The following is a 17,242-nucleotide window of genomic DNA, read 5'->3' on the forward strand; positions in this document are numbered from 1 at the left end:
GTGCCCGAACGTGAACGGCCGCCGCCCCGGCCACCGCAGACGAAAGCCCGGACCTCAGGCAGGGGACCTGCCGTCGATCCGGGCGTCGAGGCGGAGATCCGCCCTGGCATCCGTCCTGGCGTCCGCTCTGGCGTCGATCCGGGCCAGGGCGTCGTCCGCGCCGTACGGTTGGAGGTACGGCAGCCAGCGCGGGTCCCGGTGGCCGGTGCCGATGATGCGCCAGGCCAGCCCCGTCGGGGGCGCCGGTTTGTGCCGCAGCCGCCAGCCCAGCTCGGTGATGTGCCGGTCCGCCTTGACGTGGTTGCAGCGGCGGCAGGCGGCGACGACGTTGTCCCACACGTGCTGCCCGCCCCGGCTGCGCGGGATGACGTGGTCCACGCTGGTCGCCGCCTGCCCGCAGTACGCGCACCGCCCGCCGTCCCGGGCGAACAGGGCGCGGCGGGTCAGCGGGACGGGGCCCCGGTAGGGCACCCGCACGAACCGCTTGAGCCGTACCACGCTGGGCGCGGGCATGGCGTGGGTCGCGCTGTGCATCAGGGCGCCGGAGTCCTCCAGGCAGATCGCCTTGTCGTTGAGGACCAGGATGAGCGCGCGGCGGAGCGGTACGACACCGAGCGGCTCGTACGACGCGTTGAGGACCAGGACATGCGGCACGATGCCTCCTCGTACGTCTGCGGCACGTGGCTCGTGCCGGGACGATCTCCCCCCAAGTGTGTCCCGGGCGGCCCCCGCAGCGCCACCACGATCGCGTAATGCGCTGCTGGTGTTCTGTGCCACACCGGCACCCCGGGCCCCCGTGTGTCCCCCGATAGGGTGGAACCGTGGACCCGATGGACGACGCAGGGCGCCGCGCCGACGAGGCCGCCGGCTGGGTACGGGAGAACTGGGAGAGCTGGCTCGGCGCCGGGCTGCGCATCATCCTCATCGTCGTGATCGCGCTGGTGCTGCGCGCGGTGGTCCGGCGCACCATCACGCGGCTGGTGGCGCGGATGAGCCGCGGGACGCAGGAGGGCGCCACGCCGGGGCCCGGGTTCGGAAGTCTGCTGATCAACGCCGAGCGGCGCAGGCAGCGCTCCGGGGCGATCGGCTCGGTGCTGCGCAGCGTCGCGTCCTTCCTCATCCTGGGCACCGCCGCGCTGACCGTCCTGTCGGTGCTCAGCATCAACCTCGGACCGCTCCTGGCGAGCGCGGGCGTCGCGGGCGTCGCCATCGGCTTCGGCGCGCGGAACCTCGTGACGGACGTGCTGACCGGGATGTTCATCCTGCTGGAGGACCAGTACGGGGTGGGCGACCGGGTGGACGCGGGGGAGGCCACCGGCGTCGTGCTGGAGATCGGTCTGCGGGTGACGAAGCTGCGCGGGGACACCGGCGAGATCTGGTACGTGCGCAACGGCGAGATCAAGCGCGTCGGCAACCTCAGCCAGGGCTGGGCGACCGCGGAGGTGGACGTGCAGGTCGGCGCGGACGAGGATCTGGAGACCGTCCGCGCCGTCCTCTTCGACGCGGGACGCGAGATGGCCGCCGAGCCGCCCTGGGACGAGCGGTTGTGGGGCCCGGTGGAGGTGCTGGGCCTGGACGCGGTGACGCGGGAGACCATGACCGTGCGCGTCGCGGTGAAGACGATGCCGGGCGCGGCCCCGCCGGCCGGGCGGGAGCTGCGCTGGCGGATCAAGCAGGCCCTGGACGCGCACGGTGTCCGTGTCGTGGACGACGGGCCCGTCTGCCTGGCCAAGCACGACCGGTGCCGCTGACCGCCGGTGCTGGCGAGCTGGTCCTTCCTGCTGCCGTTCGGCGCCGTCGTCTTCTGCGGTGCGGCCGTGCAGCGGCTGGCGGGCATCGGCTTCGGGCTGGTCTCCGCGCCCTTCCTCGTCCTGCTCGTCGGCCCGATGGACGGCGTGGCGCTGGCGAACTGCGCGGGCGTGGCGATCAGCGGGGCCGGGCTGGCGGCCACCTGGCGCCGGGTGAGGCTGCGGGCGATGGTGCCGCTCGTCGCGGCGGCGGCGGTGACCGTGCCGCTCGGCGCCACCGTGGCCAGGCGGCTGCCCGAACCGGTGCTGCTGACGGCGATGGGGGCACTGCTCACCCTCCTCGTCCTGCTGCTCGTGCGGGGCGTGCGGGTGCCGGTGCTGCGCGGCACGGCGGGGGCGGTCGCGGCAGGCGCGGCCAGCGGCTTCATGAACTCCTCGGCCGGGCTGGGCGGCCCCGCGGTCTCCCTGTACGCCGTCAACGCCGGGTGGACGGCGCGCGAGTTCGTGCCCAACGCGCAGTTCTACGGGCTGGTCGTCAACGTCTTCTCCCTCGTGGCCAAGGGCACGCCCCACCTCACCCGCCCGGTGTGGCTGCTGGGCGCCGCCGCGCTGAGCGGGGGCCTGGTGGCCGGGCACCTCCTCGCCGCGCGCACCTCGGAGCACCGCGCCCGCCGCGTCGTCCTCGCCCTGGCGCTCGGCGGCGGCCTGGTGACGCTGGCCAAGGGGATCGGCGGCCTGTCGGCCACCTGACCGCGGTCGCCGTTGACCTCAACCGAAGTTCACCTTCTAGCGTGGTGATGCCACGTCGGAACACCACCGGGCTGCACGCAGCCGGAAGGACGGCACACCATGGCTTCCACCCTCCCCACCCAGTTCACCACGCCCGCCCCCGCGACGGACGCCGCCGCGACGGCGCCCGCACCGGCCCCCGCCGAGGAGGTGCCGGACGCCGAACTGCTGGAGCAGCCGCTCGGCTACTGGACCGGCGTGGCCGGTACCGCGATCGTCGGGCACATCAACGCCGCGCTCGGCCGGGAGGGCATCGCCCAGCCGCACTGGTGGTCGCTCAACCGGATACACCAGGCACCGCGGGGGCTCACCCGGCGGGAGGTGGCCGACATCATCGCCGAGGGCCGCCCGCAGCTCGACGTGTCCGTCGTCGGCCCGGCGCTTGAGGAACTGCTGGCCCGTGACTGGGTGGGCGAGGACGACGGGGGGCGGCTGCGGCTCACCGCGGCCGGCTCGGCGGCGCTGGACCGGCTGTGGAGCGACGTCATGCCCGCCACGCTCGCTCAGATCCGCGCGGGCGTCAGCGACGCCGAGTACGTCACGGTCGTGCGGGTCCTGCGGCGGGTGGTCCGCAACCTCGGCGGGGACGACGGCTTCCGGCTCTGAGCCGTCCGCCCGCGCGCCCCGGCCGCCTCACGGCCCGTCCGCGCGGCCCCGGTCCTCCTCCGGAGCCGCGCCCGCCCCGCCTTCCTCCGGTCCGTCCTGGTCCGGCCCGTCACCGTCCGGCCCCTCCTCGTCCGGCTCACGCTCGTCCGCGCGGCCCCGGTCCCCCTCCGGCGTCCCGTCCGGCCCCCCGTCCCCGTCCGCCGGGCGCTCCGGCGCCGGACCGGCGACCGGGTGGACGGCCACGGACCACAGCGAGTAGCCGTACTCCGTCCCGCGCCGCTCCCCGCTGATCCGGACGTACCGGACCTCGCCCGGCGCGGCCAGGCGCACCGTCTCGCGTCCGCCCCTCCCGTCGCGCACCGTCGCCGCCGTGCGCCAGGAGCGGCCGTCGGCGGAGACCTCCACCCGGTACCCGGCCGCGTAGGCGTCCTGCCAGTGCAGCGTGACGGCGCCGACGCGGGCCGGGCGCGGCAGTTCCACCCGCACCCAGGCGTCGTCCGCGGGTGGCGAGGACCAGCGGGTGGCGGGGTCGCCGTCGGTCACGGCGGCGGCGGGGAAGTCGGGCGTCTCGTCCGCCGACGACTCGGCCCGCGCGCCGAGCGCCAGGTCCCGGTCGTCGGTGCGCGGGCCGACCCGCACGGTCAGCGTCAGCTCCCGCCGCTCGCCCCCGTCCTCGGTGAAGACGACGGGCACGCGGTGGCTGCCGGGGCGCACGCCCTCGTCCGCGGTGAGGACCAGCGGCGTGTCCGTGGTGGCGCCGCGCGGCACGGTCAGCCGTCGCGGCGCCCGCACGGTGAACCCCTCGGGCGCGCGGACCGTCAGCCGCCCGGCGACGTCCCGCGGCCGGTGGGAGGTCAGGCGCAGCACGGCCCGCGCTGCGGGGCCGCCCGCCACCGCGTCCGCCTCGGCGCGGGCGAGCGCGGTCGACGTGCCGGGGGTGTCGGCGTACCAGGGGGAGACCTCGTGCACCACCGGCGCCGCCGAGCCAGCCAGCCAGACCAGCCGGATCGCGTCCGCCCTGGCGCCGTCCGCCGTCAGGTGCGTGAAGCCCTGCCCGTCCAGCTCGCCGATCCGGCGCCAGCCCGAACCCGGGGCGTGCACCTCGACCGCCGCCTCGGTGCCGCTGCCGGGCCCCGACTGGACGGTGACGGCCTCCAGCGGGCGGGCCGCGGGCAGCCGCACGGTCAGCGGCTCGGTGCCGGAGCGGGGGGCCGCCCGCGCCGCGTAACGGGTGGCGGGGTCGCCGTCGGCCGCCGCGGCGGCCTGCCCGCCGGGGCGCGGCGGCGGGCCGCCCCGGGCGCCGCCGGTCCGCTCGGGCGCGGCGCCCGTCCAGGCGCGGGCGGCGGCCAGCGTCTCGCGCAGGAAGGCGTCCAGCACGCCGTCGCCGACCGTGGCGTCCGCCGCGCCGGCCTGGTCGAGCAGCCTCGCCACGGCGAGCTGCCCGCGCCAGGCGGCGGGCCCGTCGCCGCGCCGCTGGGCGAGGAGCAGGTCCACCGCCTCCTCCCCGGCCGTGCCGTAGCGGGCGAGCTGTTCCAGCCAGGGCGCCGTCTCGGCCACCAGCGCGCCGTCCGCCACGTCCGCGAGCCGCCCGCGCGCGGTGCGCAGCACGGTGAACGCCTCGCGCAGCCGCCGGGCCGCCGCGGTGACCCGCTCCTCGTCGCGGCCGTCCAGCGCGGCGTCGAAGCCGTCCAGCAGCGGACGCAGGTACGCCGACTCCTGGCCGCCGAGCATGGAGGAGGCACCGTTCCCGGCGAGCGCGCGCAGCGCCGACCGCGCCTGCCCGTCGGACCCCGCCAGATCCGCGACGGCCGCCCGCCAGGACTCCTCGGGGCGGTAGCCGCGCGGGTTCCAGGCGAAGTCGGCGGCGGTGAACAGCGGGACGCGCGAGGCGACCGGCTGTTCCATCGCGTTCGTCAGCAGCGCCGCCGAACCGGCGGCGACGGCGGGTTCCCGGCCGGTGTAGGGGCCGAGGAACAGCCGGTCCTCGGCGTAGTCGTTGACCGGGTAGTTGTCCAGCGTCACCAGCGGGTGCGCGAACGCCTCCCTGGCCCGGCCCAGCTCCCGGCCGGTGATCGTGCGCGGCACGACGCCGACGCCCGACCAGGCCACCTGCACCCGGTCGTCCAGCCGTCCGGCGAGCGCCGCGCGGTACTCGGTGCGGCCCTCCTGGTAGAACTCGGTCGGCAGCACCGACAGCGGCTGCCGACGCACGTCGGTCCCCTGGCCGGGGGAGCGGCGCAGCAGGTGCGCGAGGACGGCGCCGGCCAGCTCGGCCTGCGCGGTGGCGGCGGCCTGCGGGCCGCGCCCGTAGGCGTCGGCGTCCGCCTCGCAGTGCCACTCGGTGTAGCTGACGTCGTCGAACCGGAGCTGGACGGCGCGGAACCCCAGCGCCCACATGCCGTCCAGCTTGCGCAGCAGCGCCCGGCGGTCCTCGGCGGACGCGAAGCAGAACCGCTGGCCCGGTGAGACGGCCCAGGCCAGCGTGACGTGCCCGGCCCGCGCCCGCTCGGCCAGCTCCCGGAACGCCGCGCGCTGCCCGGCCGGGTACGGGTCGCGCCAGCGGGCCGCCCGGTAGGGGTCGTCGCCGGGGGCGTAGAGGAAGCGGTTCTGCTTGGTGCGGGCGAGGAAGTCCACGAGGGCCAGCCGCTGCTCGTGCGTCCACGGCTGCCCGTAGAAGCCCTCGGTGGTGCCGCGCACCGGGGCGGCGGGCCAGTCCCGCACCACCGTCTGCGGCAGCCGTCCGTCCGCCGTGAGCTGGCGCAGCGTCTGCGCGGCGTGGAACAGTCCGGCGCCGTCGGGGGCGGCGAGCGCCACGGTGACCCGGCCCCCGACGCGGCCGGTGGCGAGCCGGTAGCCGCCCGGCGGCAGGTCGCCCTGCCCGGCGGCGCCGAGCACCCGCAGCGCCTCCTCGGCGCGCGGGCCGCCCGCCGCGACCTCCAGGGCGCCCGGCGGCGGCGTTCCCCCGGGCCGCGCCTGGCGCACGGTGGCCACCCCGGCGGCGTGCAGCGCCTCCCGGAGCGCGGCCAGCGCGGGCGCGTCGGTGCCTTCCTCGGCGACGAGCACGGCCTCGGACGGCAGGGGGAGCGCGGAGCCGCGCTGCTCGGCGTGCTGCGGGCGCGGCCAGACGGCGGGTGCCTGCTGCCCGGCGCGCCGCTGCCCGTCGTGCCCGGCGGCGGGGGACGGCTGCGGGGCGAGCGGGGCGGCGTGTGCGGGGGCGCCGCCCCATCCGGCGGGGGCGCCGGAAGCGCCGCCGAGCAGCGCGCCGACGACGGCCGCGACCAGCGCCGAGGCACCGGCCCGCCGCCCGGCCCGCCCGGCGGCCCCGCCGGGTGTCCGCGGAGCGCCGCCGGGCGCGGGCTCCGTGCCGGGCCCGTCCGGCCCGTCCGGTTCCCGCGCGTCCGTGTGTGTCAGCCCGTTGCCCATCGCCGCCGAGCCCATCACCGGCGCCACCGGGTGTCAACGCGTCGGGGGGAAGTGTCCGGCTTGTCCGCCGTGGTGGTGGTCGCCCGTACGCGTGTCCTGTGTCCCGGATCGGATCACTGCCGGATGCGATGTCCGCCGCATCCCGTAAAATCTCATGTGGAACGGCCGTCGCACCGTGTGCCCTGCGCTCGCGGCCCACCACGGCCGTGAAATTCCCGGTGCCGCCGTGACGTGACCTGTGCCACGTTCTCGTCCGGATCACGGATGCCCGCGCCCGCAGTGGGTAAGGCACTGGGTGTCCCGCACGTCGTCCAGGAACGGAGGCCCCCGTGGCCGCGTCCGCCGAACTGCTAGAGACCCTCGCCCCGCTGCCCAGACAGCAGGGGCGAGCCGAAGAGGGCGATCCCTCAAAACGCATCTTCGCCACCATCCTCGGCCCGGACTCCGGGCTCGACGGCTCCTGCACCTGCGGCTGCTTCGAGGCGCCGCTCACCAGTGAGCCCCCGCTCGCCGACGTCGCCCCGCTGACCAGCGAGCCCCCCATCGCCGCCGAACTGCCGCTGACCAGCGAGCCCACCGGCGCGGGATTCGGCGCGGAGTACACGGAGATCTGATGGACCGGCTGGCGCGGCTGGCCGCGGCACACGGTGTCGCCACGTCCTACTCGCCCGCCCCCGGGCAGTCCGTCGACGTACCCGACCGCACCGTCGTCGCTGTGCTCGCCGCACTCGGCGTGGACGCCTCGACACCCGAGGCCGTCCGGCAGGCGCTGGACGACCACGACCGCGCCGCCGCCACCCGGCTCCTCCCCCCGACCCTCGTCCTGCGGACCGGGCAGGAACACCCCCTGGCCGGTCCGCTCGCCGTGCCCGCGGGCACCGTCCTGCGGGTGGACACCGAGGACGGTGCCCCCGGGCGCGGCCTCGGGCCCGGCCTGCCGTCCGGCGTCCACACGCTGCGGGCGCAGGCGCCCGACGGGCGGACCGCCCGCGCCGCCCTCATCGTCGCGCCCGAACGCTTACCCCAGCCCGAGCACCGCACGCACGGCCTGATGGTGCAGCTGTACTCGCTGCTGTCCGAACGCTCCTGGGGCATGGGGGACCTGGCCGACCTCACCGACCTCGCCACCTGGGCCGCCCGCACCGCCGGCGCCGGGTTCGTCCAGCTCAACCCGCTGCACGCCGCCGTGCCCGCGCCGCCGGGCGAGGCCACCGACCCCTCGCCCTACCGCCCCTCCTCCCGCCGGTTCGCCGACCCCGTCCACCTGCGCGTCGAGGACGTCCCCGAGTACGCCTACCTGACCGGCACCGAACGCGGCCGCATGGACCGCCTTACCGAACGGGCCGCCGCCCTGCGCGACGGGGTGCTGCGCAAGGACGCCCACATCGACCGGGACGCCGTCTGGGCGCTCAAACTGGACGCCCTGGAGATCCTGCGCACCGTCCCGCTCAGCCCCGGCCGCCGCGCCGAGTACTGCGCCTTCCTGTCCCGCCACGGCAGTGCCCTGGAGGACCACGCCCTGTGGAACGTCCTCGCCGAGCTGCACGGCCCCGACTGGCGCACCTGGCCCTCCGGCCTCGACGACCCCCGCTCGCCGCGCGCCCGGCGGGCCCGCACCCGGCACCTGGACCGGCTCGACTTCCACTGCTGGCTCGCCTGGCTGACCGACGAGCAGCTCGCCCGCGCCCAGCAGGCCGCCCGGGGCGCCGGCATGCCGCTCGGCCTCGTCCACGACCTCGCCCTCGGCGTGCACCCCTCCGGCTCCGACGCCTGGGCCCAGCAGGACGCGCTGGCCGCCGGGATGTCCATCGGCGCGCCGCCCGACGCGTTCAACGCGGCGGGCCAGGGCTGGGGCCTGCCGCCCTGGCGCCCCGACGCGCTCGCCGCCACCGGCTACCGTCCCTACCGGGAGCTGCTGCGCGGGCTGCTCGGCCACGCCGGGGCCCTGCGCATCGACCACGTCATGGGCCACTTCCGGCAGTGGTGGGTGCCCGAGGGGCGCCCGCCCGCCGAGGGCACCTACGTCCGCTACGACGCGCAGGCCATGCTCGGCGTGCTGTCCCTGGAGGCCCACCGGGCCGGCGCCGTCGTCATCGGTGAGGACCTGGGCACCGTCGAGGACGGCGTGCGCGAGGAGCTGGCGCGGCGCGGCGTGCTCGGCACCTCGGTGCTGTGGTTCGAACGGGACTACGGGGGCGGTGGCAGGCCGCTGCCGCCCGACCGGTGGCGGCAGGGCTGCCTGGCGACGGCCACCACGCACGACCTGCCCAGCACCGCCGCCCGGCTCAGCGGCGACCACGTCGAGCTGCACCACCGGCTCGGCCTGCTGGACGGCCCGCTGCGCGCCGCGCGCACCGCCGACGCCGCCGAGCGCGCCGATTGGCTCACCGTCTTCGCCCGGCTGGGCCTGCTGCCCGGCGGCCACGGGGACGAGGAGGCCCGCGTCCGGGCCGTGTACCGGTTCCTGGCCGCCACGCCCGCCTGCCTGGTCGGTGTCTGGCTGCCGGACGGCGTGGGGGACCGGCGGCCGCAGAACGTGCCGGGCACCTCGCTGGAGTACCCCAACTGGCGGCTGCCCCTCGCGGACGGTTCCGGGCGCCCGCTCCCCCTGGAGGAGCTGCTCGCCTCGCCCCGGCTGCACGGGCTCCTCACCGCCCTGCGCGACGAGCTGACCGCGCACCCGCCGCCCCGCCGCCCCGGCGCGCGCCCGGAGGGACGCGGAGGCTAGCGGACCCCGGATGCGCGGGTCCGCGTGCCGTTCGCTACGTTGGGAACGTGGTCAAGACTGTCAAGACTTTCGCTGCGCGTGCCGGGCTCCTGAGCATCGGCACGGCGCTGGTGCTGCTGCTGTCGTCCCCCGCCTTCGCCGCCGTCCGGGACGACGGCGACGACCCCGCTCCCAAGCTGAGCGTCGTGGAGACGCTGGGGCTGTTCGTGGCGGCGCCGCTCGTCCTGTTCGCGCTGATCGCCGGGCTCGTCGTCGCCGGGGAGAAGACCGGCAGGAAGACCGGCTGACACCGCACGTCGGCTGACACCGCACGCCGTCACCAGCGCCCCCCGCCGCCCGTCCGGACGAGCCGGGCGGGCGTTCCGGCGTCCCGTGCGGCCCTCCGGCCCCTGACGTGACGCACGGCCGTCTCCGCTGAGCGGCCCCGTCCCGCCGTCCGCCTCCTCGCGTCCCGTGCCCCGGCGGGGGAGTGGGCGGGGGTGGTGGCGGCCACCCCCGCCGGTGGGGGCACGGGTCAGCGGGCGGCGGCGGCGTCCGCCGCCTGGGCGCGCAGGGCGCGCTCGACGCCCGCCCGGGACTCGGTCACCAGGCGGCGCAGGGCCGCGCTGCCGCCGGACGCCGACGCCAGCCACGCGTCGGTCGCCTCCAGCGTCGCCGGGGAGATCTGCACCGCCGGGTAGAGGCCCACCGCGATCTGCTGGGCCATCTCGTGGCTGCGCGCCTCCCACACCCCGGCCAGCGCCTCGAAGTACCGCTCGGTGTAGGGCGCGAGCAGCTCCCGCTGGTCGGTCTGGACGAAGCCGCCGATGACGGCCTCCTGGAGCGCGTTGGGCAGTGCGTCGGACTCCACGACCTGCGCCCACGCCGCGGCCTTGGCCTCCGCCGTCGGGCGGGCGGCGCGGGCGGTGGCGGCGTGGCGCTCGCCCGCCGAGGTGGCGTCGCGCCGCAGCTCCGCCGCGATCCGCTCCTCGTCCGCGCGGCCCTTCGCGGCGAGCCGCTGGAGGAACGCCCAGCGCAGCTCGGTGTCCACGGCCAGGCCTTCGACCGTCTCCGTGCCCTCCAGCAGCCCGTCCAGGAAGGCGAGCTGCCCGTCCGTGCGGGCGGTCGCGGCGAACGCGCGGGCCCAGGCGAGCTGGTGGTCGCTGCCCGCGTCCGCCGCGCGCAGGTGCTCCAGCGCGGCCCCGGACCAGCGGGCCAGGCCCTCCTCCCGCCAGCCGGGCGCGGCGTACAGGTCGAGGGCCAGCTTCACCTGGCGGTGCAGGGTCTGGACGACGCCGATGTCCGACTCCTTGCCCACTCCGGCGAGCACCAGCTCCAGGTAGTCGCGGGCGGCCAGCTCGCCGTCGCGGGTCATGTCCCAGGCCGAGGCCCAGCACAGCGCGCGCGGCAGCGACTCGGTGAAGTCGCCCAGGTGCGCGGTGACGGTCGCCAGCGACTGCGCGTCCAGCCGGACCTTCGCGTACGACAGGTCGTCGTCGTTCAGCAGGATCACGGCCGGACGGGCGCGGCCCGCCAGCTCCGGCACCTCGGTCAGGTCGCCCTCGACGTCCAGCTCGATGCGCTCGTTGCGCACCAGGCGGCCCGCCTCCAGCTCGTAGACGCCGATGGCGATGCGGTGCGGGCGCAGCGTGGGCTGGCCGGACGCGCCCTCGGGCAGCGCGGGCGCCTCCTGGCGCACGGCGAACGAGGTGATCACCCCGTCGTCGTCCACCAGGATCTCCGGGCGGAGCACGTTGATGCCCGCCGTCTGGAGCCACGCCTTGGACCAGGCCGACAGGTCGCGGCCCGAGGTCTCCTCCAGCGCGGAGAGCAGGTCCGTCAGGCGGGTGTTGCCCCACGCGTGGCGCTTGAAGTACGTCTGCACGCCGCGGAAGAACTCGTCCATGCCCACGTAGGCCACGAGCTGCTTGAGCACCGAGGCGCCCTTGGCGTAGGTGATGCCGTCGAAGTTGACCAGGACGTCGTCCAGGTCGCGGATCTCCGCCATGATCGGGTGGGTGGACGGGAGCTGGTCCTGCCGGTAGGCCCACGTCTTCATCTGGTTGGCGAAGGTCGTCCACGCGTGCGGCCAGCGGCTGCCGGGGGCGTGCGCCTGGCAGGCGACGGAGGTGTAGGTGGCGAACGACTCGTTCAGCCACAGGTCGTTCCACCACTCCATCGTCACGAGGTCGCCGAACCACATGTGCGCCAGCTCGTGCAGCACGGTCTCGGCGCGCACCTCGTAGGCGGCGTCGGTGACCTTGGAGCGGAAGACGTACTCGTCGCGGATGGTCACCGCGCCCGCGTTCTCCATGGCGCCCGCGTTGAACTCCGGCACGAAGAGCTGGTCGTACTTCTCGAACGGGTACGGGTGGTCGAACTTCTCCTGGAACCAGTCGAAGCCCTGCCGGGTGACCTCGAACAGCGCCTCCGCGTCCAGGTGCTCGGCCAGCGAGGGACGGCAGTACAGGCCCAGCGGCACGCTGCGGCCCTCGCCCTCCCAGGCGCTGTGCACGCTGTGGTACGGGCCGACGATGAGCGCGGTGATGTAGGTGGAGATGCGCGGCGTCGGCGCGAAGCGCCACACCCGCCCCTCGGGCTCGGGCGTCGGCGAGTTCGAGATGACCGTCCACCCCTCGGGCGCCGTGACGGTGAACGCGAACGTGGCCTTCAGGTCCGGCTGCTCGAAGCAGGCGAAGACCCGCCGTGCGTCCGGCACCTCGAACTGGGTGTAGAGGTACGCCTGCTCGTCCACCGGGTCCACGAAGCGGTGCAGGCCCTCACCGGTGTTGGTGTACGCGCAGTCCGCGACGACCCGCAGCTCGTTCTCCCCGGCGGCGACGGAGGCCAGCGCGATGCGGGAGTCGGCGAACACCGCCCCGGCGTCCAGCGCCTCGCCGTTCAGCACGACCTCGTGCACGGCCGGGGCGACCAGGTCGACGAAGGTGCTCCCGGCCGCGCCGGCGGTGAAGCGCACCGTCGTCACCGAGCGGAACGTACCCCCCTCCTGCGCCCCGGAGAGGTCCAGCTCGACGGCGTACGCGTCCACGGTCAGCAGCCGCGCCCGCTCCTGCGCCTCGTCACGGGTCAGATTCGTCCCAGGCACGTGGTGTTCTCCCTCGTCGTTGTTCAGCGGTCCGGCCATCCTTCCACGCCCTCCCGCCCCGGCGCCGCTGCCTTTCCGCGCGCTGCGGCGGTCAGCGGGGCAGCACGAGCAGGTAGGCGCCCGGGTCCCGCCTGTCGGCCGCCGCCAGGGTGGCGCGGACGACCTCCGCCTGCCGCCGCGGGTCGTCCCGCAGCCCGTGCGGCGTCAGGTGCACGACGGTGACGCCCAGGCGTTCCAGCAGCTCCCGCCTGCGGGCGTACTCCGCGCACGGCTTCCCGCTGGAGCCGTCACCGTCGCCGGAGTCGCCGCTGTCGTCGCTGGAGCCGTCGCCGGTGTGCCCGGTGGAGCGGGGGGCGATCTCCACGGCGACGGACTGCTCCGGCCAGAAGGCGTCCACGGGGCCCAGGCACGGGCCGCCGGGCAGCCGCAGGTCCACGTTCCAGCAGGGTTCGGGCAGGCCGCCGTCCCTGACCACCGCGTACAGCCGCGCCTCGGCAGGTGCCCGGCCCCCGGCCGGCGGCACGTCCACGGCGTCCGCCACGTCCGGGCGGGTCAGCAGCCGCGCCCCGCCCAGCTCACGCACCAGGGCCTGCGCCGCGCAGTGCCCGTCCCCGACCGCCTCGGCCAGCAGCCGCCGCACCAAGCTCGCGTCGCTGAGCCGGGCCACCGCGTCGGCCACCGCGCGGGCGGCCGGAGCGACCGGCAGCCCGGCGGCCTCCTCGGGTGCGGGCACCGCCTGCGCCCGCACGACGCGCACCCAGCCCACCGAGCGCAGCCGGCGGGTGTCCGGCACGAGCAGGTCGACGTGCGTGAGGGCGGACAGCGCCGGCGCGGCGGCGAAACCGCGCAGGGCGAGCGCGGCCAGGCCGGTGACCATCACCGCTCCGGGCGCCGGGTCCCGCCGCGTCGCGTACAGCAGCGCCGCGTGCAGCCGCTCCTCACCCGTCGGCGCGCCGGGGTGCAGCAGGTAGACGCCCGGCAGGGGACGCTGCCAGGGTCCGCCCGGACGGCACCGGTGCTGGGCGGTCGCGCCCGTCACGCCCTGCTCGCGGAGCGTGCGTGCGGTGACGACGCGCCGCCGCACGTCGGACAGGTCGCTGAGGGGGCGGGGAGTGCGCGGGGCGTCGTACGTCATGCCGGGGCGTTTCCCCCGCGGCCCCCGTGCACTAACGGCTGTTACCGTCCCGTCGACACTTCAGGACAAAACCGCCCTCACGTGCCGCCGCACGGCAGCCGGCGCCGCCCGGCCCCGGGCCCGCCCGGGGTCAGCCGGCGCCGCCGGGCCGCCCCTCACGCGTCGCGGGCCTGCCCCGCGAGCGCCCGCGCCAGGTCGTCGCGGGCCTCCAGGACGAGCCGCCGCAGCGCGGACGGCGCCGTGGACGCGGTCGCCGCCAGCCACGCGTCGGTGGCGGCGAGCGTCTCCGGCGTGCCGAGCAGCGCCGGGTACAGGCCGCGCACCACGGACATGGCGATCTCGATGGACCGCTCCTCCCACACCCGCTCCAGCGCGGCGAAGTACCGCTCGGCGTACGGCTCCAGCAGCTCCCGCTGGCCTGCCTGCACGAACCCGTCGATGGTCGCCTCCACCAGGGCGTTGGACAACCGGTCCGACTCCACCACCGAGGCCCACGCCTGTGCCTTGACGGCGGCCGAGGGACGCGCGGCCAGGCAGCGCACCTGGTGCCGCCTGCCGGAGGCCGTGTCGTCGCGGACCAGCTCGGCGGCGAGTGCCGCCTCGTCGGCCCGGCCCTCGGAGGCCAGCCGGACGAGGAACGCCCAGCGCAGTTCCTGGTCCACGTCCAGGCCGTCGATCCGCGCGGTACCGGCCAGCAGCTCCTGCAGCAGCCGCAGCTCCGCGTCCCGCCCGGCGGTGGCCGCCAGGAAGCGGGCCCAGGCGAGCTGGTGCCCGCTGCCCGGCTCCGCCCGGCGCAGCTCGGCCACCGCGCATTCGGCCAGGGCCCTCCCCGCCTCGGCCCGCCGGTGCGGGGCGCTGTAGTGGTGCAGCGCGGACTGCGCCCACGCGTGCACCATCTGGAGCACGCCCACGTCGGACTCCCGCCCGGCGAAGCGGACGACCAGGCGCACGAAGTCCCGGGCCGGCATCAGCCCGTCGCGCGTCAGGTTCCACACAGCCGACCAGCACAGCGCCCGCGCCAGCGGGTCGGCGACGTCGCCCAGGTGCTCCCGCAGGGTCGCCAGCGAGGCGGCGTCCGGCCGGGTCTTGCAGTAGGTGAGGTCGTCGTCGTTGACGAGCACCAGGTCGGGGCGTGCGGCACCCGCCAGCTCGGTGACGACGGTGCGCGGCCCGGCCACGTCCAGCTCGGCGCGGGCGTACCGGGCCAGGGCGCCGTCCGGCCCGCGCCGGTAGAGGCCCACCGCCACCCGGTGCGGACGCAGGACGGGGTACGCCTCCGGCGCCTCCTGGACGACGGCCAGCTCGGCGACGCGGCCGTCCTGCCCGTACCGCACCTCGGGCGTCAGCGTGTTGACGCCGGCCGTCTGGAGCCACAGGCGGGCCCACTCGCCCATGTCCCGTCCCGAGGTCTCCGCCAGCACCGCGAGCAGGTGCTCCAGGCGCGTGTTGCCGAAGGCGTGCCGCTTGAAGTAGCGGCGGGCGCCCTCCAGGAAGGCGTCGCGGCCCACGTAGGCGACGAGCTGCTTGAGCACCGAGGCGCCCTTGGCGTAGGTGATGCCGTCGAAGTTGAGCTTGGCGTCCTCCAGGTCCCGGATGTCGGCGGTGATCGGGTGGGTGGAGGGGAGCTGGTCGGCGCGGTAGGCCCACGCCTTGCGCCGGTTGGCGAACGTGATCCAGCCGCCGGTGAACCGGGTGGCCTCCACCAGCGAGAAGGTGCCCATGAAGTCCGCGAAGGACTCCTTGAGCCACAGGTCGTCCCACCACTCCATCGTGACGAGGTCGCCGAACCACATGTGCGCCATCTCGTGCAGGATGACGTTGGCCCGCCCCTCGTAGGACGCCTCGGTCACCTTCCCGCGGAAGACGAACTCCTCGCGGAAGGTGACGCAGCCCGGGTTCTCCATGGCGCCGAGGTTGTACTCGGGCACGAACGCCTGGTCGTACTTCCCGAACGGGTAGGGGTAGTCGAAGTGGTCGTGGAAGAAGTCGAGGCCCTGGCGGGTGACGCGGAAGACGTCCTCGGGGTCGAAGTGCTTGGCCAGCCCCCTGCGGCACAGCGCGCCGAGCGGGATGTCCAGCCTGGTGCCGTCGGGGAGCGTGCGCCGGTAGCGGTCGGTCACGTGGTGGTACGGCCCGGCCACCACGGCGGTGATGTAGCTGGACAGCGGCGGGGTCGGGGCGAACCGCCAGGTGGCGCTGGCGTCGCCGTGCGGCTCGGGAGGGCCGGTGCGGTCGCTGTTGCTGAGCACCGTCCACTGTTCGGGCGCGGTGACGGTGAAGGTGAAGGGCGCCTTGAGGTCGGGCTGCTCGAAGGTGGCGAAGACGCGGCGTGCGTCGGCCGGTTCGTACTGGGTGTAGAGGTAGGTCTCGCCGTCCTCCGGGTCCACGAAGTGGTGGAGCCCCTCACCGGTGCGGCTGTAGGCGCACTGGGCGTCCACGGTCAGCTCGTTGTCGGCGGCCAGCGGCCCGATGGCGACGCGGGTGCCGTCGAAGACGCGGTCCACCGGCAGCGACTCGCCGTTGAGCGTCACCGAGTGCACGTGCGGGGCGAGGAGGTCCACGAATGTGGCGGCGCCCGGGGTGGTGCAGCGGAACCGGACCGTCGTGGTCGAGCGGAACGTGCGCGGGCCGTCCGCGGGGGGCGGCAGCACGGCCGAGCGCAGGTCGAGCGCCACGTCGTAACCGTCCACGGACAGCAGTCCGGCCCGCTCCCGGGCCTCCTCACGGGTCAGGTTCTCTCCCGGCACGGGGCGCTCCCTTGTCACACGCGTTCTCGCATATCGAACAGTGGGGGTCAGGATGTCATGCGCGGCGCCGGAGGTGCAGGGCCGATCGTGCGGCACCGGGAATACCGCGCACGTGGGCGTGGTTGCGGGCTGGACGTGCACGGAACGACGTGCGCGGAACGCATGGAGGAGGAACCGTGTCCGACGCCAAGACCCCCGCCGACTTCTGGTTCGACCCGCTCTGCCCCTGGGCGTGGCTGACGTCCCGCTGGATGCTGGAGGTGGAGAAGGTGCGGCCGGTGGAGGTCCGCTGGCACGTGATGAGCCTCGCCGTGCTGAACGAGGACCGGCTCGACGAGCTGCCCGCCGAGTACGCGGACCTGCTGCGGACGGCGTGGGGCCCGGTGCGGGTCTGCGTCGCCGCCTCGGAGAAGTACGGCCCCGAGGTGCTCGGCGCCCTCTACACCGCCCTCGGCACCCGCTTCCACGTGCGCGGCGAGGAGCGCAGCCGCGAGACGGTCGCCGCCGCCCTCGCTGACGCCGGGCTCGACCCGGAGCTGACCGAGGTGATGGAGAGCACCGCCCACGACGAGGCCCTGCGCGCGACGCACGCCAGGGGCATCGGGCTCGTCGGGCAGGACGTGGGCACGCCCGTCATCGCGGTGCCCGGTGCGGACGGCGAGCCGCTGGGCTTCTTCGGCCCCGTCGTCACCCCGGCCCCCAAGGGCGAGGCCGCGGGCCGGCTGTGGGACGGCACCCTGCTGGTGGCGTCCACACCGGGGTTCTACGAGATCAAGCGCACCCGCGACGCGGAGCCCCTCTTCGACTGAGCGCGGATCCCGCCTCCGTCCGGGACGCCGGACGGCCAGGTGCCCGGGCGGCCGGCCGCCCGGGCACCTGGCCGTCAGCGGAGGCGCGGGGGCTCCCGTCGCGTGTCACGTCCACGCGGCGGGAGTCCCCTCCATACCCCGCCTGCCCGGTGAGCGGTGAGAAGACGATCAC

12 protein-coding genes are annotated in these 17,242 nt (G+C 76.0%); 7 read left to right on the forward strand and 5 right to left on the reverse strand.

Annotation, left to right across the window (positions count from 1 at the left end; translation table 11 throughout):
- Positions 1–54: 54 nt before the first annotated feature.
- The gene (locus tag V1J52_RS09140) at positions 55–654 is read right to left on the reverse strand and encodes an HNH endonuclease (protein ID WP_330139146.1); all 600 of its coding nucleotides are present in this window, start codon (positions 652–654) and stop codon (positions 55–57) included.
- A gap of 176 nt (positions 655–830) precedes the next feature.
- Between V1J52_RS09140 and V1J52_RS09145 the strand changes: the two genes are divergently transcribed.
- The 3 genes from V1J52_RS09145 (at position 831) to V1J52_RS09155 (ending at position 3,143) form a co-directional block, all read left to right on the forward strand.
- Positions 831–1,751 carry a mechanosensitive ion channel family protein gene (locus V1J52_RS09145; protein WP_330139147.1) on the forward strand — a complete coding sequence of 307 codons (921 nt, stop codon included), beginning with the start codon at positions 831–833 and terminating at the stop codon, positions 1,749–1,751.
- Positions 1,752–1,757: 6 nt separating this feature from the next.
- Positions 1,758–2,498: a TSUP family transporter gene (locus tag V1J52_RS09150; RefSeq protein WP_330139148.1), complete on the forward strand. Its 741-nt coding sequence runs from the start codon at positions 1,758–1,760 to the stop codon at positions 2,496–2,498.
- Positions 2,499–2,597: 99 nt separating this feature from the next.
- Positions 2,598–3,143, forward strand: coding sequence for a winged helix DNA-binding protein (locus V1J52_RS09155; RefSeq protein ID WP_330139149.1), 546 nt, complete (start codon positions 2,598–2,600; stop codon positions 3,141–3,143).
- A 27-nt stretch (positions 3,144–3,170) separates the two neighbouring features.
- Here V1J52_RS09155 and V1J52_RS09160 read toward each other — a convergent pair whose 3' ends face one another.
- Entirely contained in the window at positions 3,171–6,566 is a 3,396-nt protein-coding gene (locus V1J52_RS09160; protein WP_443075794.1) for a beta-N-acetylglucosaminidase domain-containing protein, read from the reverse strand.
- A 329-nt stretch (positions 6,567–6,895) separates the two neighbouring features.
- On the opposite strand from V1J52_RS09160, the gene V1J52_RS09165 reads away from it, so the two are divergent.
- The 3 genes from V1J52_RS09165 to V1J52_RS09175 are packed head-to-tail and all read left to right on the forward strand — an operon-like array spanning position 6,896 to position 9,581.
- Positions 6,896–7,180: a hypothetical protein gene (locus V1J52_RS09165; RefSeq protein ID WP_330139151.1), complete on the forward strand. Its 285-nt coding sequence runs from the start codon at positions 6,896–6,898 to the stop codon at positions 7,178–7,180.
- Entirely contained in the window at positions 7,180–9,294 is a 2,115-nt protein-coding gene (gene malQ, locus V1J52_RS09170) for a 4-alpha-glucanotransferase (RefSeq protein ID WP_330139152.1), read from the forward strand. The genes V1J52_RS09165 and malQ overlap by 1 nt, the downstream gene beginning before the upstream one ends.
- A gap of 47 nt (positions 9,295–9,341) precedes the next feature.
- Positions 9,342–9,581 (forward strand): hypothetical protein, encoded by a 240-nt coding sequence (locus V1J52_RS09175; protein WP_330139153.1) that lies wholly within the window; start codon positions 9,342–9,344, stop codon positions 9,579–9,581.
- A 227-nt stretch (positions 9,582–9,808) separates the two neighbouring features.
- On the opposite strand, the gene pepN (V1J52_RS09180) is transcribed toward V1J52_RS09175, so the two are convergent.
- From pepN (V1J52_RS09180) to pepN (V1J52_RS09190), 3 genes are all read right to left on the reverse strand, one after another.
- Positions 9,809–12,379, reverse strand: coding sequence for an aminopeptidase N (pepN, locus tag V1J52_RS09180; RefSeq protein WP_330139556.1), 2,571 nt, complete (start codon positions 12,377–12,379; stop codon positions 9,809–9,811).
- 91 nt (positions 12,380–12,470) lie between these two features.
- A complete protein-coding gene (locus tag V1J52_RS09185; protein ID WP_330139154.1) occupies positions 12,471–13,514 on the reverse strand; it encodes a hypothetical protein in 1,044 nt (347 codons plus the stop codon).
- Positions 13,515–13,669: 155 nt separating this feature from the next.
- The gene (gene pepN, locus V1J52_RS09190) at positions 13,670–16,261 is read right to left on the reverse strand and encodes an aminopeptidase N (protein WP_330139155.1); all 2,592 of its coding nucleotides are present in this window, start codon (positions 16,259–16,261) and stop codon (positions 13,670–13,672) included.
- Positions 16,262–16,437: 176 nt separating this feature from the next.
- Here pepN (V1J52_RS09190) and V1J52_RS09195 point away from each other — a divergent pair, with 176 nt between their 5' ends.
- Complete coding sequence (locus V1J52_RS09195) at positions 16,438–17,070, forward strand: DsbA family protein (protein ID WP_330139156.1); 633 nt, start codon at positions 16,438–16,440, stop codon at positions 17,068–17,070.
- Positions 17,071–17,242: the final 172 nt, after the last annotated feature.

The organism is Streptomyces solitudinis, assembly GCF_036323765.1.
Taxonomy (GTDB): domain Bacteria; phylum Actinomycetota; class Actinomycetes; order Streptomycetales; family Streptomycetaceae; genus Streptomyces.